The organism is Anaplasma phagocytophilum str. Webster, from assembly GCF_000964685.1.
Lineage (GTDB): Bacteria > Pseudomonadota > Alphaproteobacteria > Rickettsiales > Anaplasmataceae > Anaplasma > Anaplasma phagocytophilum.
Map to the genome: position 1 here is coordinate 1,206,880 of NZ_LANS01000001.1, position 22,499 is coordinate 1,229,378.

Annotated in this window: 5 protein-coding genes and 1 tRNA gene; 4 read left to right on the forward strand and 2 right to left on the reverse strand. The window is 37.8% G+C overall.

Annotated elements, in window-relative coordinates; translation table 11 throughout:
• Positions 1 to 212: 212 nt before the first annotated feature.
• A tRNA-Met gene (locus APHWEB_RS04845) sits at positions 213 to 284 on the reverse strand.
• 388 nt (positions 285 to 672) lie between these two features.
• On the opposite strand from APHWEB_RS04845, the gene APHWEB_RS04850 reads away from it, so the two are divergent.
• Entirely contained in the window at positions 673 to 1,578 is a 906-nt protein-coding gene (locus APHWEB_RS04850) for a hypothetical protein (RefSeq protein WP_011450830.1), read from the forward strand.
• A gap of 861 nt (positions 1,579 to 2,439) precedes the next feature.
• On the opposite strand, the gene APHWEB_RS04855 is transcribed toward APHWEB_RS04850, so the two are convergent.
• Positions 2,440 to 4,701: a hypothetical protein gene (locus APHWEB_RS04855; RefSeq protein WP_011450828.1), complete on the reverse strand. Its 2,262-nt coding sequence runs from the start codon at positions 4,699 to 4,701 to the stop codon at positions 2,440 to 2,442.
• A 794-nt stretch (positions 4,702 to 5,495) separates the two neighbouring features.
• On the opposite strand from APHWEB_RS04855, the gene APHWEB_RS04860 reads away from it, so the two are divergent.
• The 3 genes from APHWEB_RS04860 (at position 5,496) to APHWEB_RS04870 (ending at position 21,919) form a co-directional block, all read left to right on the forward strand.
• Positions 5,496 to 9,053, forward strand: a complete 3,558-nt coding sequence (locus APHWEB_RS04860) for a hypothetical protein (RefSeq protein WP_155237134.1) — start codon at positions 5,496 to 5,498, stop codon at positions 9,051 to 9,053.
• Positions 9,054 to 9,182: 129 nt separating this feature from the next.
• The gene (locus APHWEB_RS04865; protein ID WP_020849327.1) at positions 9,183 to 9,998 is read left to right on the forward strand and encodes a hypothetical protein; all 816 of its coding nucleotides are present in this window, start codon (positions 9,183 to 9,185) and stop codon (positions 9,996 to 9,998) included.
• Positions 9,999 to 11,857: 1,859 nt separating this feature from the next.
• The gene (locus APHWEB_RS04870; RefSeq protein ID WP_045895570.1) at positions 11,858 to 21,919 is read left to right on the forward strand and encodes a coiled-coil domain-containing protein; all 10,062 of its coding nucleotides are present in this window, start codon (positions 11,858 to 11,860) and stop codon (positions 21,917 to 21,919) included.
• Positions 21,920 to 22,499 lie beyond the last annotated feature (580 nt).

Sequence of the window (22,499 nt, forward strand, 5' to 3'; positions counted from 1 at the left end):
ATGCTCTTAGAGTGGGTGCGATAGGTTACTGGAGTGATATACAGCAAAGTTCTTACTAAATAACAGGGCAGCTGTGGTTCCAAGCGTTGTATTTGGCGCTCCTAACTTTTTTCTCTATTTCATGCTCTTTCAGATGACAGGTTTCTTAAAGCATTAGAAAGGATCTTGAAGCCCTGTTAACCCAAGCTAGTTTTAGATCATTATTACACAAGTGGCTAAGGAGGGATTCGAACCCCCGGCCCGGAGATTATGATGCTCCTGCTCTACCCCTGAGCTACCTAGCCCCAAGGTTATGGAGGTACCATATCTTTTGCGTTCTTGCAATATACTATTGCGCTGCCCTATGATTTCTATATTACGGGGGCTTTCTTCTTACGGGTATTTATGATGCATATAGCAATTCCAAGTTATAAAAGTTAAGTATTTATATACATTATCAGTATAACATTTAGAGCATTTGCATATGTTGTTCTTCTTATGCATATGGTCATTGCTTTAAATTGTCGAGGTTTATATTACCTATAGTCTAACCTCTAAGGATTTATGCATTGTATAGACGGCGTGCATGTGCTATACAATTTCTTTTCATTAAAATCTTAGGTCTTTTTTAACTAAAGATCTAATGGGGTCTAATTTATTAATAATTATAGGTATTACAAGGATAGTTAGGTTGTGTCTACCTATAACAGAGCATCTTTATATAGAAAAAACATGTTAGAAAATTTAAAGAAATTAAGTAAGGAGAGAGAAAATAATAACCTCTTCTACTTAGTAGATAGAAATAGAGCGCGCATCGATACGTCTCTGATGCATGCCTCTTCTTTAGCGCACTTAACCTCCATGGTCATGTGGTGCATAGTCTATGCAATAGCCTTGGTTGCTTTAAGTCAAGAAAAGTCGCTGGTGTGTGAGGCGCGGAAGTGTCTTATCTTATTTACTATGGGATTAGTGATTTTAGGATATGGAATATACGCATTACGCCTTGGGCTTGCTGCAACAAAGTCACAGCAGGAAGAGCATGAAAAACCACATGCAATAGCCGTAGCTGAGAAAATAGAGCTTGTGACCAGAGTATTAGAGGCAGCGATTTTTACCATACTAACATGTGTTTCAATGGCACTACTTGTCCAAGGAAAAAGCACGCCTGCATGCTTAACATTTTTCGGAATGATAGCCTCATTACTATCTATTGCTGCATCTACTGCTGGGATATACAGGCTGAATAAGCTATCAGAAACAGAAAGATCAAATCACTATAGAGCTCTTATAGCACTCCGCTTACTCTCTATAGCGCTTGGGGCAAGTAGTATATGTTTGGGAACTGTTTGTATGGTGCCTTCTATACAGATGTCAGAAGGAGTGCAAACTTCTCTAAGGTTAATGATAAGTTTTGGATGGATATTGGCAATTGCAGGAGCCATGATAGTTGCATACGCTTCTTCTAAATCTGTGCAGCATAGTAATCCTGACATAAATGCTTCGTTATCGCCTAGCAGCAATAGAGATGCTTCTGTAGGGCTATGTGTAGAGGACTGTATTCCTACTTTCCAAAATAACAGCATATCTGTTGCTCATTGATGTGTAGACAGGGGAAATATTAGCGGTTATGAAAATTGCATTTTTGCTTTAAAGAGTGTCTACCTCTTGGGCATAAGGCCATGCAGCATTTTTATATGTAGCTGGCTCTATGGCCTTCATACCAACAGGCATGGGTACTGTTAGCAAAGGATGGATGTATTGTATAATACATGTTAGCCAATCTGAATATGTCGACGATTACGTTGCTAATTTAGAGTTAGGGCATATGATGCACGGGGAGTAGCGCTCTCAGAGTGGTACCTTTTCTCACCTGTGCATGAGGGAGCTAGGCACTTCTTTTTCAATGAAGCTAGTGAGGTACCGTTTTTTATTTTGGCTATACGATGCTCTCATCTAGGTAAGACAGATACAGGCTCATCGTCAATTTTTACGTTTACTATCTGATGTCGTATATGAGATATGGGGAGTTACATAGTATTAGGAGATAATACAATAGAAATTGATTTATTATCTTCTTCGTACCTGATGTTTATATAAAAACTGATCTAAGATATGACAGACATCCTTCTCAGACTGCGTATTCATCCTATGCAGCTTTCCTTTCGTAAAAGTATATAAACTGATAGATGCAGTTCTTATGATAACTTACTACTATTATCGAAACAAAATGCTTTTATTAAAGTAAAGGTATAAAATCTAGCTGACGGATTTAAACCAAAACTTTTGTATGTTGTAGGCCTTTTACTTTACTATATCTAACAAGCCAAATCTGACACAAGCCCCATTCCTTGGAGCTTGTGTCAGAGGAATTCACCATTACAAACATATTTCCTAGTATGTTCCCTATGCATTCTTAGCAACTCTGTACGTAAAAATATTTTGATACATTCTCGTATTAATTCAGCTCATAGCTACATCATTAATCGTACCCAGCGGTGTAGAAGATATTTCTTCAGTTTTAGGAGATACAGCAGCCGGTTCACCAGTTTCATTTGCCACAGAAGGAATAGGAGTTTCTTGCTCCTGGAAGTATAGCTGAGGGCTATTTTTTCCGTCCCTACGTATGGTCATCAAGTAGTTTACGTTAGCATCAATTCCTCCATATGCAAGAATCAGATAGTACATAATTAAGGCGTAGACCGAAGCTATTGCCACTATTATTGCGGGTAATGCTATTACGTATACAGCGTATAGTGACGCAAATGTCCAGACAACAGCGGAAGAAGCGATGATGTAAGGGGTCTTGCGAAATAATCGGTGCTTTAAAGGTCTATGAGAGAAGGTTTCAATAATTTTTTTGCGTTTTGCCTCATCTAAATTACATAATTGATATAGATCTTCTTCACAAACAGGGGTATCGGATTCTAGAAAAGTTATGCTGTTCTCTTCATCTTCCGCACCTTTTTTTGCTGTAGAAAGATTTACTGAATAGTGTTTAAAGTTATTTTCTATGTCTTCGAATAATTGATGAACGTAACTTCCATCATCAGAAAAAACAGTGGCATTAGGTGATGCTGAGATTTCAAGTAGTTCCTCGATTGACAGAGCTTCGGTCTTGTAATTTCCCATGAGTTTAGTAAAGTGCTTCGCTGACGCCATAGCTTGTGCATTTTGCATGAATTTTTCTATATCATGTACTCTTGGCAATATACTCTCATAAGCTAACTGTGGTATATGCTCATGGTCGAACAGTATGACTTCGGACAAATTTTTCCTTAACTTATTATCAATCCCATCGCGTGCATCCTGATAGAATGATTTGCTATGAATTTTTCCACAAGCTTTCTTCAATTCCACTATAAATACGTCCCAGTTTAAATGGGGAACCATTTCCTGTATGGATGCAAAAATGTTTTGTATATCTTCAAGCAAAGCAAGATCTGCTGGAGATAATGTTCCTTCTTCAGATGTATTGAGAATATCTGATTTATTAAAATATAAATTATCTTTATCTATCTTTTCAAATCCCATATTCAATAAGCGGAGTTTTCCGTTTTCTATTATTATTTCTTCACCAGTAAATCTTTTTCCAGGATACAGAATAAGAGAGACAGCAGCTAACCTCTCTAACCCGTAATCTGTGTTATATTGCAGAGGTCCCATAACTTGCAGGTCTAGACTTTTTAGACTGGACACCATTGCGATGGCATCTTTTCCCTTCGATTTTATAAAATCACGGATGTCACTCTTCTTTATATCATTAGACGTGCACTTTTCCGCTTCAGTTGCTTTTAGTTTTAGAAACTCCTGTACGATACGGCGTAACTCATCACTATAGTCCACAAGTGGATGAAAGCATTTTTCAGCCGAATCTAATAGCGCTTCACCCTTTTCCTCTTGGGCATATTTGAAAATCATAAGATAAGTAATGAGCGTGTTATACGAAAGTTTTAAGTTGCCTATTCCGCCTACCATTGTCGTTAAGACGACATGAAACATAGAAAGATAGTCTTTCAGAGCTATGGTATGCAGTTCTTGTAGAAAAATAGGGTAATTTCTATTTTGCAGTGCTTTGTACAAACCCGAATTCTTTGTTATAAAAGACGTTGTATATGAATGTTCATCCTCGGGGTGTTTATCATAGTTGTCTACAACAGTTATCCAAGACGTATACAGTAACCTGAGAGCATCATCATCATTCAAATCTGCTATTATTTTTTCATCATTAAAATTTTTTGTTAAACTACTACACGCAGCAACCGCTAATTCCGCAGCAGTTTTTCTTATCATGCTTCTATTATAACTTAGCAAGGTAAGCGCATTATCCACATTATAGTTCAAGCAAACTCGATGAATTTCGCTTAAAGTTCCTTCTATCTTAAAGCCATGCCCGGCTCTATCAAGGTTACAAAAGCCCTTTAACGTTGTGACATGCTCTTCAATATCCAGATCCGCAGGCAAGTAATTATCTTCCATCAAGAGATTGTATAGCGGATCACAAATTAGAGCATAGCAAGTTTCAGTATTCAGCTTACCACCATTATGCCGACTTACATACTTTGCCATTTTTGTCGAAAAGAGAAGAAGATTCCCACACTTTTTTAGCTCTTCTTCTCTCCACTCATTAACCTTTGAAGCTTCGTCAACAGTAGGGTCACAAGCACCCACGCAATCTACTCTCTTTCCTTTTTTATTTTTATTTAAAACCAAACTAATGCTCATCGTAGCTCCAGAGAAAAGTAATTATTACATTTAATAAAGTACTAATTTTTTTAACGCAAGGCTGATGACATTGTTACTATATTAATAGTATGCAATATGATCGAAGTTATTTTAGAGCAGATTATTTATGCATTGTGCATTTCTCCGCGACCTACCTTTATCAATAATTGTTGAGAAATTTTCAAAGCAGCATTTTCACCGCTTCAGTAGAGCTTATAATCGCCCTGCGATATTGCTAAATCAGTTAAATCAAAAAAAATCATTGATTTAACTTATTAAATATCATCTAATAAGTTTACGTTTATTTAATAAATTAAATAATGCTTGGCTTACCGCAAGAGAAAGCATCTTTACACGTATATTCTATAATTTATATGTATTTAGAGAGTGTATCTACTATATATAGCAGAAGCAAAGATATTGCATTTTTGCTTTTAGCATGTTAGATAGCGCGGCATGTTGATTTTATGCAACATTTATAGAAAATGATAAGTATTATTAACGTTAGGATTTGGAGTAAAAATTAAAGAAATTAGGTTACCTGGTGCAGATAGGTTAATTTTCTTTATTTTATACAATGATGAAAGAGGGTTTGAGATAGGCCTTTAGTAGCGTATGTGTCTGATGGTTAGCTTTGGTGCTGCTATTTTAATAGTTATTGTTGGTTAAGTGAGTTTTGTGAAGCATTGTACTTATCTGTTGTGTTCTCGTAAGGGGAATGCTTACGGCGATTGGAAGGTAACTGGTTGCTATGTGTGCTGCATCGGGTTTTATAGATGGGATTTGAAAAAAGTATGAGAGATGAAGTGGGTAAAAGGTTAGTGTCTGGCAAAGCTCGAACCAATATTGGGCGAGAGTTTGCGTCTTGGGTGGAATCAACTGGATACACAAGGTCTCGTAATACTCTGGGTATTCTTATTGTAAGTACAATGAGTATAGGGTGTGCTTTTTCATACTATGCTTCTCGAGCTAAAGCAGTGATTGGGGTTACGGTTTTTTCTACGTATGCAATTATTTTTTTAGCGATGTCCACCGCGTTTCTTGTGGCTCTGGCTGTAGTTTTGCGAGATAAAGAGGATTTAAAAGAAATAGAGCGCTTAAATGAAAAGGTGAAATCTGGTGATATTGCATTTATAGCGATTGAGGAGGAGAAAACTAGCACAGCACATACAGGACTAAGTAAAGAGGAGGTAGAAGAGTCAAGCTGGGAAATAGAAGCTGATTCTGACGCCGATGAAATGACGTACACTTCGGGTGATGAATGGGGGGCAAAATTCTGTTTTGCAGGCGATAGGCTAGATGAGTTTATTGAGCATGCTAATAGCAGCCCTGAAAAAAATTTAGCTTTGTATACATATCCTCTAGCGAAGGGGATGGAACTAGTAAAAAGTGGGTTCTCAGGCGAGGAAGATATGCATACACCTTCACCTTTTAAGGGGGCGTTACTATCTAGATTGAAGATAGATTTAATGGATAGGGGGCAGCTATTAAGGATTATACTTGGGGAATACGATAGTGCACTGGGTTTTAAGAGGGATGGTTGCGCATTCGGTTTTTATTTAGATTACCATTTGAATCGTTTGGAAAAGCGCATATATTTGCTTGGCTTTATTGGGAGGGGTGGGCGAAGTTGCCGTGTTGAGACGGATGATGAAGTGCATTTGAGAGAGCTGCGGAGATTATTTGGAGAAACGGGGCTTTTAAAAGATTTTGACGAGAATAGAGCATATTTTGAAAATATGCGTGGGTGCTCAAATTTAGCTAAAAGCCATGTTGGGCTTATAGATTACCTCATCAACAACATTCCTGAAAATTCTACTAGTGGGCTAAGTGGCACGAGTGTTGATGCACTAAGGTCAGTTTGTGCTTTGTCAAGATATGGCAATCTATTTCTTGAAGAGACAAGTAAGGATAAGAGCGGGTCATGGTTTCCTAAAAAAATGCAGGAGAAAAATGAACTTAGCTACGGAGATGCGAGAAGGGTAAACACGCTACAATCACCCTTTGTGCGTTTAATAACGGCTAAATTTGCTCTTGATCGTGGATTTCGCTGCGCACTTCTTTCCTCTATTTTCTGCGCCATAAGTATTTCTGAAGAAGGACATTTTACTCTAGATACAGACAATGTTGCATATCTATGTCGCTTTGTTCCGTGGTTAATGCAGACAATGAAAATTTTTGTGGAAGCGGCTAATTTTAGAGGGAGTTCTATTGGGCTAAGAGGGGAAGAGGCGATACACGCGAATTTAAGCAGAGTAAAATGCTTTAAAGAAGCAGTTTCTTATGCTGATGAAGGAGTATTGGAAACCTTACAAAGCTATGTTGATGAAAGGATAATGAGAGATAGAAAGAATCCATTCATTGCTCAAGATCCAGGGGCTTACATCTTTTTAGAATACCAAGCGTTATGGAGAGCAGCGAAAAATGAAGAGTATAGTTTGGATAGTTTTCGAACAGATAGTGTACAACGCTCAGCGGATGATCTGGAAATAGCTCTTTGCCTTTTAGAAAAGGAGCATGAGATTAATGAATCAAGAGTTGCTTGGTTTATGCAAGAGTTTACTGCTTCTTTGGTGGCTTCAGAATTATTAACTGTAGAAAGAAGGATGCGGTGTCGTTTTAACGAAAAGATGGATTACAGTATTGATGGTTTAATTAAATTCGTTAAGAGCGGGAGTATTCAGCCAGATGATACAGAGAGACTGATTGCTTGGTCATTGGATGGTATATGGAAGGAAGATAGGGAATGGAAAAGTCGTGCACTATTCTCCGATGCTTTAAAAAGGGAATGTATAATAGATGATTATGTTCCAAGTGAAAAAATAAAAGTAGACATAGAGGGGTTGCGTAGTGGGACGAAGGCTACACGGGGTGACTCTCTAAGAAGAACGTTGCAGGCATCAACTATGGGTGAGGGGGATGATCTGTATGCCTCATCTTCTTTAGGTGCTATAGACATTACTGAAGAACATAGAAAATACGAGGAAGATCTCAGGTCATTGCCTAGCCAATCCACGATAGATAAGCAGAAAAGAGGAGAGACTCGAGATGATATATCTCAACCTCTTCAAGGTAGTACATGTGTTTCCTACGTGATGCAAGACATGGGTGCATTGTTTGGAGAATCTTTCCTGCTTGGTTCGTGTATAAAACATTGCAGGAGAGTAGTGGAGAGGTATATAGAGAGGGGTTTTACGTTGCAGGAAGCAATTGTTAAGACTGGTTTTCTATATGATTTTCACACGCACCGTGTGAAATGGGAGCAAATGAGGCAATCCGGAGATTTGGATTGTGACGACAAAAAATGGATTGGAAATGCATTAGAGGCTCTTGATCAAGGGAAATATGGAGGTCAGAGTTCACTTTTGTGCTCAGATAGCATTCCGAACATAGACATCAGAAACAATATACTAGGAGTACACACAGTTTTTGCCACAAGTTTGGTTGATAAGGTCATGGCAGAGGGAATGAAAGCGCTGCCCATAAAAGAAAGCGTGATTCATTTTCTGATAAGTCCAACCTTTTGTGAACTGCTTATGATCTCTATTTTAGGGCGTAATACATCACTTGCAGCGGTGAAATATAGTAATGATGTAGGTCTTTATGAATATATGGACGCGCATGTTGTAGATGCTCTTTGCACTTATATGGAAACGTTGTTTCCATATAAGTGTGCGGAGGATAACACGGTAAAACGTATTGCTATAGACCCGAGACGTAAAATTATTATCCAGACTGCATTGGGTGTGACTTTGCGAAATACCATAGACAGTATCGAGCTTAATCCTCACAACAAATCTATTATAGAGATTAACAAAATGACTGAAGGTGAAGATAGCGATTTATTACGTATTTTTATCTTTCTGAGAGTGGGGATGGATGGAGGGAGAGTTTCTGAAATTCTGTCTTCTTATAAGCAGTTCTCTTCTCGTAGCTCATATAAGGAGCATCTAGATGAACTTGTAGATGAAGTGATAATGGATAAAGGGGGGAGTGATTTACTATGCGACGCTATGATGTACGCAATGGGTTTGAGTTTAGGGAGAGCGATAAAAAGAGAGGGAATCAAAACTATTGATGAATTCCGTAGATACACAGCTGGAATCGATAAGATTATGGTTGACTACTGCATGCTGGATGGAGAAGAAGGAGCTTTTTTCAAGTTACTTGCTAATTCTGTAGGATTTAATGGAGATTGCTTTTTATATTCAGAAGATAAATCACAAGATGATATGATTCTTGGGATATTTAGGAATGAGAGCTATGGGAATGCTGCGATTGAGGGGAACCCTCCATCGTCTCTTGTATTGCAAGATTCGAAGGGATTGCAAGATAAGAGTTGGCAAGTTTGATTGAGGATAGGCGCGGTGTAATTCTCATAATCCTTAACCTACGTTAATTTTTTTGTTGCTATGGAGGGAGGGCACGGGTTCGCGTATTCATATAGAATTTAATATTAATATTTTAAAAGGTATTTATCTATGGCTAATAATAATGATAAGGCTCAGAAAGGACAAGCTGTTAAAACTCAACAGAGCAATGTTACTGTAGAAGGAGATGCACCTCAACAGAGTGCAGTTCCTGCAGCTGGGGTTGTAGAACAGAAGAGTGCAGTTCCTGCAACTGGGGTTGTAGAAGAACAGAAGAGTACTGTTTCTGCGGGACAAAGTAGTGATTCTACAAATAATACTAGGAGAAGAGGGTATATAGTTATTTCATCTATCATCCTCGTACTTAGTATTCTTTGTGTTGCTGCATCGATCTATCTATATCTCCATCAGATGCATGCAATGATTCTAAATCCGAAAACAATATATTGTATTGTTGGAGCGGGAGCACTTGCGCTCTGTTGTGGAGTATTGTCTCTGTGGAAATTGATTGCAGAGTGTAAAAAAGGCAAAGACAGCCCAGATGTTTCTGCTGTAGCATCAAGTGCTACAGCTGCTGAATCCAGGGTATCAGTTGACTCTACAGGATCAGAGGCATCAGTTGCCTCTACAAGATCAGCGGAAACAGATCGTGGAATTAAAGAGCTGTCTGAGAATATACAAAAACTCTCGCTTGATATGAAGGAAACAAAAGAAGTAATACAAATTATGGAAAGACGTCTCATGACCTTGCTTTCAGAGAATGATATTGCGGAAAAATGCTCTACTTTCTTGAAAGCCGCATTGCAAAAGTTAGAAGTTGGGGATTTTGATGAATTATCATCATCAGCTGCTCCGGGTACAGAGGTTAAGGTCAGAGATGCGGTGGTAGGTAGCGGCGGCGCTAAAGCCACGACGGTAGCTGCATAAGAATCCATTAAATTAATTATATTTCTGCATTAAAGTTTTTAGTATATTTACCAAATTTGGCCCGCTCTATATTTTTTGTAGTAGCGGGCCTATAGCATCAGTAGAGTAGTATTGACGGATTCAATATCTTTTAATTTTAATGCGAGAAATATATTCTGTTTCTTGGGCAATTGACCGTAAGATCGGTATGGAAATCTTTATAGTTATTTTTATGCTGCATAGGGGTATTGAATAGTGATTTTAAATAGGTTTAATTATAAAATTAAGATTTCTATGCTTTCTTCTTATAGGTATAAGCTCGTGGCACTTTTATAGCCTACATAATACAATGCTTTTTACTCATGAATTTGCAACTTAAGTAACGCTCAGTAATAGAGTTATAGCTAGGTGGCCTGCGCTACTGAAGAAAAAGATCGTGCCATATATTCAGAAGTATCTGATAAAACGGTAACAATGAGTTATGTTGCTATGTTGGTTTTTAGTATGCGTAATGAAAAGAGACTTCCGGTAAGAATCAATGTCCTCTGATACTGTTTCACCATTGAAAAAGTGTGAGTATTATTATTTTGAAGTACATATGCTATATGAGCTACGCTATGAGTTCTCCTTTTTAGAGAATTGAGGGTAGATTGTTTGCGTATAACTTAAAAGAGGTGTTCATAAGGTCCGCAGCAGGCTTCCATTGCGGTATAAGTGAGCAGTATTTCGTTATTTTAATAGGCGCAGTGCTCTTTATTTCAGAATTTCATTCTAAATCTAGTTATTTTTAAGTTACCATCCTATTTTTGATACCAGTATAGTTATTATGATAAATCGACATATCTACGTTATTATAGGTAAGCTCATAGTAAGCAATGCCCTTGAGAAATTATAATGATGTTGTCTTTATAATAGTAACATGACGAGCTGGAGATTTATCCTGTTCTTTTAATCGTTATAAGAGGCTCTTAATCTATTCTTTTAAATCCGCTATTTTTGTACCTGATTTTAGATCGAATATGCAAGTACTCTTGGTGCTCTTAGCTTGGGTTTTAACATATAAGATGCCAAGGAAAATGTGTGTAAACTTATGAAAAATCCACGTTATAATATTCATCAGCATTTTCAACGGAAAAACTGTTGCATAGAAATAGGGAGTTCAGCACCTTATCTTTTACGCTTTATGTAAATTATATCAGCAATATAGAAACAGAAATCAGACGTAATACTGCACATTTGTGTACATTCTTTCAAAAACATAAAACAAATGTGGCTCATAACCTGCAACAGCAGTGATCACAATTTTATTAATTTATATTTAAAATTATTTTTTAAATTAATTTTTTTGTGTTAGACTAAAGCATTAAGGTATTTGGATTTTTCTATTTATAGCAGCGATAATGTCAGCTTTTATAAGATATTTCCTGAAAAAGCCTAAAAAGAATTTTTTGTATCCGTATAATTTGTGAAATGCATTGCTAATGTATAGCTTAAAAGCAATGGTAATTTTTAAATAGCGATTATGTAAGGTAATCGATGATTTTTTAAGAGTATTAGCTCTTTGATCGTGTAAGTTGTAAGTGAGTTCAGGTAATTTATAAGTTAGGAAATAGTAAAAGGGTAATACAGCACGAGATATTTCTTACTTAAATCAGAAATTAAAGAAGATCTCATTGGAGCTATTAAGGCGTAGGTATGTCTTTTACTATTTTCTAACAGTTAATTTAAAAAGCTATAACAATTTTAGCATCTATGGCTCAGTTTTTTCTAAATATATGAAGACAGCTAGGGAGTATACGATTTTTAAGATCTTAGCACTCTTGTACTTTGTTCTTTGAGGGCCCCTTTAATTTAATATTGTTGAATAATATTGGTTTTATATGATTGATCATAAAAAAGATAAAAGAGAAGTTGAGCTCTCTCAGCTTGGAAAAAAGACGCGTTTGTCCTCGAGGCAGTTATTATATGTTGTAACATCTATAGTACTTTCGTTAGTAGCAGCTTTAGTAGCAATTCTACTTCACATGCAATATGGATTTCCTTTGATGGGATTGAGTATTCTAAGTGTTGCTATTATGCAAGCTGCGTTTGTTTCTCATGTGACTATAGATGCTTTAGCCACAAGGTATATTGGCTCTAAAATTTTCCTTCCTATGGTTTCTGTTGCTGCTATAGTCGCATTTGCATTGATGTTTCAATACGGGTTACCAGCTGCCCTTACGGAGTTAGGATTAAATAGTATCGTAGTATCAGTTTTCTTAGCTACATGTTTGTCTCATACATTGATAAAGTCATTAGCTATAAAGATATCCTCTAAGCTTGAGGAAAGGTCCTTAAAAGCGCAGGAAAATTCACCGGGTAAACAAAATAGTCAAGAAAAGGCTGTCAGTGCTGAGAAAGCTCGGATTATCGTAGAGGCTGAAGATGTGGCTCGTGAAGCTCAAAGAGAGTACAGTGAAGAGGTAGGTGTTTTCGTGCATGAAGGCAGAAAAATTCTGCGGGTAAAAGGTGATGATAAAGCTTCCGGTGCAGGGGCATCAAAGTCAAGTGCAAGTCCTGCTGAAGATGCAACGCAAGTAATTCTTCCGTCAGGAAATAATACATCTTCTGCAGTGTCTAGTAATGACAGTGCTAAAGTGCATCCTAAACTACTTGATAGGCAGCAAAATGAAAGGGCTTCAGTAAAAGAAAGTCATGCTTCTCAGCCTCCTGCAGCAACTCCTGCAAAAGTATTTGTAGGCAATGCACCACAAGGTACTCAAAAAGTTAACAGCTCGCAAGTTTCTTCGCAAGATAAGGGAGTAATACAAAAGGGAGATGCTAGTAACTCCGGAAGGGATGGATTAGTAAAAGCAATTCATGTGATCCCTAAATTCATTCCTAAGCTCAATACACCGGTAGAGCATGATGTCAGTGCCATTGCTCCTCAGGATGTAATGAATGATATTATGAAAGCTATTAGATTTGAGAATGGTGGTTATTATAGCAATAGTGGGCGACTTATAGAGGTCTTACATAGGGGTAATGGCGCTACTGCAGAAGACAAAATGCATGTATTTATTAATTTTGATATGATGCCATGGTCTAGGCGTACATGCGCAGATACGGAAGTTTTTGATGATATAAGACGAGGAAGTTGGAAAGAAGAAATTTTGCAAGAAGCAGCAAAAGATGGTTTTGCTACCTTGTATTATGATGGTTTTAGAGATAAATTTTGTGTAGGGCAATCCCGCAAGTTTCCAATCAATAAAATTATCGTATGCATAGGGGGGACTCAGGAGGATGCGGCAAAGCAAGTAAAAGCTCACGCACCGCTCGCTCGTAATGAGCTATTCCTACAGTTTGAATGCGATAATCTAAAAAGGAGTAATTATCAAATAAGGCTAAAAAAGGCACTAGAATTAAGCAGTAGCACGTGCAATGTAGAGCTATGCACATATATACCAACAACAGAAATAAACAACAGAATCGTTGCGAAAATGCTAGACGTGAATCGGGCACAGAAGAACGATTTATGGAGTAGAATGTGTGAGCAATATCTGAAATATAGTGCAGAATTGTGTAACAACAGCGGTGCGACTCTTGGCTCTGAAAGGGGATTAAAAAAGTATATTGCTAGAAATATTGATAAGGTTTCCGTGCTTCTAAAGAGTGGGATACTACCGGAAGAAAGTAGTACTTGTGCCAAAAAAATATTGGATACTATAAACGACAGAAGTATTGATGATCGTGATTCTTCTACCCTTGACCCTACTGTTGAAGAAAGTTGTGTGTTTACGCAATTCTGTGCAGTATATTCTAATGGAAATGAATTATTTAATGATTTAAGCCTTCGTGATCGCAAAGCGTTAGTACAGCAATTCTTAGCAGATAGTTCTTTTAGGGCTGCGTTGATAAATCACGCCCTGCATGCCATGTTAGAATTTGTGCAATCGGATAAAAACCGCGTGCATTATAACATGCAAGATATAGAAGAAAAGATGCCTTATTTATGTAGGCAGATACCTGGTTTGGCATTAATTGCTTTTCAGGTAGTATCTGCTGTTATAAAAAAGGAAGTGCTAAAAAAGCAAGATAGCTCTGTAGGCAAAACTAGAGGTCGTGAATCTGCAGAATCAGTACTATTTAGGATAGCAAATATCAACCTGTCAGATGATGCCATTATTGGAAAGACAAAAGAAGATATAGATAATGAAATATACCCATCTAGTTATGGAATATCCTTAGCTAATTTAAGTTTATTTCTTAAGAATATTATCTCTTCATCTAATCTTAAGGAGTATGAAGATTTACCAATAGAGACGCAGATACGGAAGTGCTTATATTCAAATGATCCTGCAGTAATAAACAAGCTAGCGACGGCGATTATTTTAACTGATCTTCAAGGAGGTCATATTATTGATACTTCCTTGTATGCTTCATTTAAGCAGAGATGTAATGCTCAAGAAATTGGAATATTAGACCACATTATTCATCCGCAAGATATTAAGAAATTTTTATTTTTGCAGGATGCATTAAAGCCGGAGGTAGTTGATATTACTCATTCAGTTATTAATTCTCAAGGTAAGTGTCAATTACATGGACTAGAACATGAACCACCTTCGCCGCCAATGCCTCCAAAACCTACATCTAAATTGCAAGATGTATTTAACAAATGTACTTCCTGGATAGGTGTGGGGTTACTAAACGGGGGTGATAGTAAGCCGGGTTACGTAACTTTATCAAAAGGTCATAATAGCATATTAAAAAGGATTGGTGCTATAGAGCCTAAGGGATTATGGGAAAATCAGGAAGCAGGTGTAAGTGACCTGGCTAACGCTTCTAATAGGCAAGTTATCTTATCGCTTTATGTTAAGACAAAAAGTGATGTTGTTATTAATCAACAATTTATTCAGTATTTAGATGTGGCGCGGACGAACACTAATGGTGTTCCTATATCATTATCAAGACGCGGACAGTTTGTAGATTTTGCTGCTAATGGGAAAGAGTTTTCCGTTCTTTCCGATAATGGTATACTCAATGCTCAGATGGTTGAAGGATACGGTAATGACGTTCGCGTCATTGATTCTATTCCAGACAATGTTATGCATCTTGTGTTGAAGTCCTCTATTCCTCAGGATGTGAGGATATGCGAGGATAATTGCAACATATACGTCAATCCTACTAAAGGGAGCGATGCCGTGTTGGTATGTGACGCAGAGGCGCCTCTATCTACTAGTAGTCTGCTTAGAGCTATGCTTTCTAACAATATTAAGTCAAGGGGTTTAAGTACACCATTTAGACTCTACTCTTGTCATTGCAATGACACTATGCAGGTAGATGAAATTAATCATGCTGCCCTTTTTTCTTCTTATAAAAGTGCTGCCAAGGATAAAGGCATTGCGTATGCAGCAATAGCAAAAGCGTCAAATGGACAAATTATTACTAATGGAAGAGGTACATCTTTGGATGATCTGTCTATGATTTTTGGACTTTCATACACAGGGGATGACCTTGCGCCTGAATCTATCACTCAAGACCGTCACGCATATTGTATTGAGGAAGTAGAGGCAAATTTATTAAGGCGTTTTTTCTCAGACATACATTTTCGTGATCTCATTATATCATCAGCATTCTTCCAAATTGCTAAAGCTATATCGGCGTATGGTCATGGCAATGCGCAAAGACGTGCGGATTATTTTCCAATCTTGCTTAAACACATGCCTGTATCACTAGAGATTTTCAAGGTAATAGCGGCATCTGCTACGGGGCAAGAGTTATCATTTGACGACGAACAATACATTGAAGCTTCTGTATGTAATAGCATTTTACTTGCTGCTGGAAAAGAAAACGCTGTTGTGGAAGAAAATGGAGGCCTGATAGAAAAAGCGTGCCGTCAAACTCAAGATTTCAATGAAGTTCTTTATGCATACCTTTTGAATAAGAAGGGCTTTCTGGAGGTAGCTGCAGCTGACTTCCAAGACGATCTAGAAATGATAAAAGGTATATCACAGAGAGCGTGTTCTCCAGATTCTGAAGTAAGAAGTGCTATATTTGGTGTTTTGCAATCTATTGATTACACAGAACTTGACTCTTCTTTGCTCTCAAAAGCCATGTCATTAGCATGTGCAGATTATTTCCGACGTTTTAAGGTTCAAACATTTATTCCTAATGAAAGTACCGGTAATAACATCGTCGTACAGAGTGTAACAATAGGCTTTTACAATGCTTTTAGTAGTTTTAGAAGTAATAGAAGTGATCTGATAGATTCGGGATTTTTTACAGAATACATGCCTAAATGCATAAAAATTAGATATCCCTTGGTGGTTAATAATTGTATAGGCATATATCACGCTAATGGACCATTCTATAAACAATATACAGTTACTCCAATTGAGAACGAGTCTATTTCTGTCTTACCTGCTATAGAAGATATAGAAGATAAAGTTAGATCTGATATTCAAGACGTTGTACCTTGGAAAGGTCATGTTGGTTTGCGAGCTTCCTTAGGAAATCAAACATTTGAAGCAATATCTAAAGATGAGATTGCTGCAAGAAGAGAATATGTAAGTGAGCTACTTGAAAGGTATTTCGATGCGGGCATTGAAGATGGTGTAAGAGAGCAGATTATAGAGCAATTGCTTGATATAGGTACAGGTTCTCTACGTCTGGTTAAGCAGTGTTTGCTAAATAAGTATAACGCTATGGGAGATCGAGATTCTGAGGAACACGCAAAGTACCAATCAGCTATAGTTTCTTGTGCTCAAGTTTTGTACACTGCATATATAAATAATCTGGTTGAAAAGTACATATATGCAAGAGGTGATGCTGAAGCAAGAGAGCAGATTGTAAAAGTACTAGACGCTAACAAGGTTCTAGATTTAGCAGAGACGTGTCTAGTGAAAAAGAGTGCCGCTGTAGAAGATAAAGATTTTAGAAGTATGGTGCTGATTAAGGAGGCTCAGAGTAGTCTGAAGTTAGCTGGCAAAGTTCTAGCTTCTAGAGCTGCATTTATAAAATATCGAGCTGAGCAGTATTTAGATGCGGGATTTAGAAGTGCTGAAGGAAAACTACTCGTAACAAAGATATTACGTATGAAGGCTTTACGGCCAGCTAAGCAGCATCTCTTTGAGAAGTATCAAGCTATAAAAGGTCAGGATCTTCAAGAAGAACGGCGAATTGAAGAAGCTATACGTTTTCTAGATGTAAATGTAATTCCTGTATATATCGCGGAACTAGCAGAGAATTATCTAGATGTAAGAGGGCGAGGTACTGAAGGAAAGCGACTTGTAAAAGAAATGTGCAGTATAGAGGGTATACATCCGTCCATAAAGTATCTCTTTAGTAAGTATCAAGCTATAAAAGGTAGCGATTTTCAGGAAGAACAGCGAATAAAAGACGCTATAAGTTCTCTGAATGTTGTTATAAGAGGTATAGATGCGAGGGGTCTAGATGAGGGAGACGAAAATCAAAAAATTGAAATAGAAGAGGTTATAGACGAGCTATATGCTTCAGGTGCTATAAGGCATGCAACTATAAAAGGTCAAGATTCTCAGAGAGAACAAGGAAACGTCATAGACTCTATTACTGCGGCAAATGAGCTAACTTCCATAAGGAGAGAAGCAAAGCAGGTAAGTGCGCTAGCTGAGAAGTATATAGGTGCAGTAGCTAGAGATGCTGAGTGCAAAGGGATAGTAAAAGAGCTCGATGCTAAAGGTGCTATAGGTATAGCTAAAAAGTATCTGAGGGTAAAGCATGCAACTGTAACAAAAGATTCTCAAAAGAATCGCCTTCAAGAAGCGATAGATAGCTTGAATACAGTTACTGAAGCTATGGCAAGGAGAGCTACACGTGCTCAAGGGCTGGTGAGAAGATATTTATCATCTCCAAATGAAGAGATGAAAATGCTACTTCAAGAGTACATTGATGCAAGAGGTAAGAGTATTGAAAGAAGTAGGATTATAAGAAAGTTACTTTCTATAGATGCTCTAGATATGGCTATTAAGTATCTTGAGGAAAGATATAAATATGAAAGAGGTACAGGTTCTCAAAGAGAATTGCAGCTTTTAGAAGCTCTAGATGCTCTGGATATAGAGAAGAAACGCGAAGAACGTCTGAAAGAGTTAAAGAGAAAAAATGCGCTTGTAAAAGAGCTAGTTGGAAAGTATTGCGACGTAATGTGCAAAGACGCTGAACGCAAAGAGATTTTAGAAGAGCTAAAATCTATGAAGAGCGTCGATATTACAATTGATCTAGACCTGGAACGTTCTGCTATCAAACATCAAGATTCTAAAAGAGCAGAGCTGCTTAAAGAAATTATAGATGCCCTAGAGTGGGATATGGACCTCGAACAAGTAGACAGTTTTATTGCAGACTATAAAGCTAGTGTACTAGGGAAAGATGATGTACTACGCGCAGAAACTTTAGATAATCTACGCTTGCACAGCTATACAGATCTAGCCATGAGTCGTTTGTCTGCAAGGCTGGATGCAGCTACAGAAGATCAAGATAGAGAGCAGCTTCAAAAAGTCATAGAAAGTCTAACACAAGATTTTGCAGATTTTGCAGATTATGCTAGAAAAAGTGCGCTTGTAAAAGAGCTAGTTGAAAAGTGTTGTGATGGAGTGGGTAAAGATGCTGAACGCAAAGAGATTTTAAAAGAGCTAAAATCTCTGAAAGGCGCAGATATTATGCCTTATCTACGTCAAGAATATGACGATCTCGAACATCAAGATTCTAAAAGAGCAGAGCTGCTTAAAGAAATTATAGATTCCCTAGAGAGGGATATTGAGCTCAAGGAAGTAGACAGTTTTATTGCAGACTATAAAGCTAGTGTACTAGGGAAAGATGATGTACTACGCGCAGAAACTGTAGATGGTCTACAGGAGAAGAATCATGTAGATCTGGCCATGAGTCGTTTGTCTGCAATGCGAGATGCAGCTACAGAAGATCAAGATAGAGAACAGCTTCAAAAAGTCATAGAAAGTCTAACGCAAGATTTTGCAGATTATGCTAGAAAAAATGCGCGTATAAAAGAGCTGCTTGAGGAATATATAGCTGCAAGAGGTAAAGATGCTGAAAGAGTCCAGATTATAAGGAAAGTACGCAATGTTGATACTGTGATGCTAGTTAAGACTATGCTAATACGGCATGTGGATGAAAAGAAAGGTGCTATAAAGCGCGAAATGCAAAGACATCTTGCAAAAGATATATGCGATATTGAACGAGATTTTAAAATTATTGAAGAAGAACAATCGCGTACCAAATATCTAGCTGATAAGTATCTGTGTGCAGGAGGTATTAGTAAAGATGCTGAAAGAAGGTGGATTGCAGAAGATCTATGTGATATGGATACGGTACAGCTTGCGATAGACCATCTATATACAAAGTGTAATGCAGCTGAAAACACTGAAAGTTCTCATAAAGATCTGATCAAAAAAAGCATAGTAGATTTAGCGCGAGATTGTGAAAATCGAGAAAAAATAATGGCACGTGCTGAAAGTCTAGCCATGAGGTGTATACGTGAAAGCAATATAGATGAGGTAATAAAGGAGTTACAGACTATTAATGGGCTAGATCTAGCTAGAAAGTATCTAACTGTAAGGTTTATAGATACAGGGGAGACATTAACGCATGATCCTAAACAAGAGAAGATAAGATCTGTTATACGTCTTCTAGAATATAAAAAAGGAGAAGAAGAAGTAAGACATCTGATTACAAAGTATCTAGCAATAGGTACAAGTGCAGAAAGAGCAGAGATGTTAAAAGATCTAAATACTGAAGAGAGCATTGCTACTAAGGATTTGTTGGTGAGAGAATATGCTAATAACGCACAGGGTTCTCAACAGGATTTGATTAAAGAAGCGATAGATACTCTCCAAACTATTACAAAGACTACGCTTGTCCATCAATTAGTTGGAAAATATCTAGCAAGCATGGATGACGGTGCCGCAAGAAGGAAAATTGCAGATGGTATACGCGCTATGGGTGTTGGCGAAATTGCTTGCCAGTATCTGATTGAAAAGCGCGATGCAGCTATGGAAAACCAAGATATTGAAACTGGAGCGCTATTCTCAGAAATTCTAGAAGGTTTTAATCAAGATGTTATGGCTTTTAATAGAAGCATAGCACCGGCGCGTGAGCTAGAGAAAAAGTATGCAGATTCTGTAGGAGGTGAAGGTGTTCTAAGAGAGCAGATTACAGAAAGGCAATATGCTCAGGGCACTACGGATCTTGCTGAAAGCTCTAGGAAAGTAGAGCATTCAGCTACAAAATATTCTCAAGAGGAGGGCCTTCAAGAAGCGGTAAATTCCATAGATGTGCCTGGAAAACCCGTGTTTGTCAGAAAGAGTGCTACTACTAGTGAAGCTGTAACTAGAGAATCTGCAAGTGCATCTACTTCTAAAGGTCTAGGCACAGAAACTGAAAATGCATCTACTTCTAAAGGTCTAGATGCAAGATGTGTACAGGTGTGTGAACTAAGTACTCAATATATGGCTGCTATAGCGAGGCAGAATGCTAAAAAAAGAGGGCAGATTATAAAGCAGCTATGCGATGCGGTAAATTCCATAGATGTGCCTGGAAAACCCGTGTTTGTCAGAAAGAGTGCTACTACTAGTGAAGCTGTAACTAGAGAATCTGCAAGTGCATCTACTTCTAAAGGTCTAGGCACAGAAACTGAAAATGCATCTACTTCTAAAGGTCTAGATGCAAGATGTGTACAGGTGTGTGAACTAAGTACTCAATATATGGCTGCTATAGCGAGGCAGAATGCTAAAAAAAGAGGGCAGATTATAAAGCAGCTATGCGATGCGGTAAATTCCATAGATGTGCCTGGAAAACCCGTGTTTGTCAGAAAGAGTGCTACTACTAGTGAAGCTGTAACTAGAGAATCTGCAAGTGCATCTACTTCTAAAGGTCTAGGCACAGAAACTGAAAATGCATCTACTTCTAAAGGTCTAGATGCAAGATGTGTACAGGTGTGTGAACTAAGTACTCAATATATGGCTGCTATAGCGAGGCAGAATGCTAAAAAAAGAGGGCAGATTATAAAGCAGCTATGCGATATGGATGCTGTTCATATGCTGATCAATTCTCTGAAAGAAGCGCTTGATCTTGCGAAACATAATCAAGATTCTGTAGGTATAGAAAGGCTGCAAGAAGTTCTAAGTACTATACCGCAGGATGAAAAAGCTATAAAAGCAGCGAGAAAACCTGTGTTTGTCAGAAAGAGTGCTACTACTAGTGAAGCTGTAACTAGAGAATCTGCAAGTGCATCTACTCCTAAAGATCTGGTTCAAGAAGCGGTGAATTCTACAGATATAGCTGGAGAATCTATGCCTATAAAAGAGACCATCGCAGCTCAAGCTGTAACTAGAGAATCTGCAAGTGCATCTACTTCTAAAGGTCTAGGCACAGAAGCTGCAAGTGCGTCTACTTCTAGAGGTCTGGATGCAAGATCTGCAAATGTATCTGCTCCTAAAGATCCAGGCAGAGAAACTGCGAGTGTGCCGACTCCTGAAGATCAAGACAGAAAAGCTGCACGAGTGTATGAGCTAGCTCCTCAATATGTATCTGCTATAACGGGGCGAAGTGCTAAAAAAAGAGAACCGATTATAGGAGAGCTGTACAATATGGACGCTGTACAGGTGCTTACTAGGATTCTGAGCGAAGAGCATGAAGTTGCAAAACGTAACAGAGATTCTAAGAGCATAGCAAAGCTGAAAAAAGCTCTAAAGGCTGTAGCTAAGGATGAAAAAGCTCTCAAAGCAAGGTCAAAAGGTAAGGTTCAAAACGCAGTTCTAAATGATCCAGGAAAATACAATGCAGATTTGCCTCAATTAGGGGCTACTGTAGAGTACACAGCTTCAATGGAAAAAGATAAAGGTATTGTGCCATCTATCTTGCATATGAAAGGTGACTCTGAGCTGATTGGAGAAGATATTATTCGAGGAACAGTATAAGAGTTATGACTAACTCTTTAAGTGATACCTTAGAAGAGTAGTAATAAAAGTGCTTGGAGATGCGAATTTAAAGCCGCATCTCCAGGTATATAAACGCTTATAGTACCTACCCTTTGGTTGCTGGTATACTACCCTAGATAGACAAAACACATCTGGGAGCATTTCTCACCTATGCAAATTACTTTCAACTCAGTAATTTCTAATCGTTTTAGTATAATATAAGAGAGAGAAGTGATACAGCAGTGCAGTATCTTAAAGAAGAAAAGATAAGGAAATTTATAAATTTCCTTTAGGTAATTCCCATAGGCATATCATGATGCATAATGCGCTTAAAGAGAAATTTGCTGTTTTCTGGAAAAGTAAATAGATTTTAGAAGCACAGATGCTTTGAATATATTGACTTGCAGGTAAAAGATTCACTTCCCAGGTTCCCTCTAAATAATGCCTTAGCTACTTAAATAAATCTTTCTTTTTATTAAATTAACACTAATGGCACAGTACAATGTTCTCGCGCCTGTGCGTACAACTAAGTGCAATATAAGACAATAATCTAGCTGATAAGTTGAAATTTTCACTCATT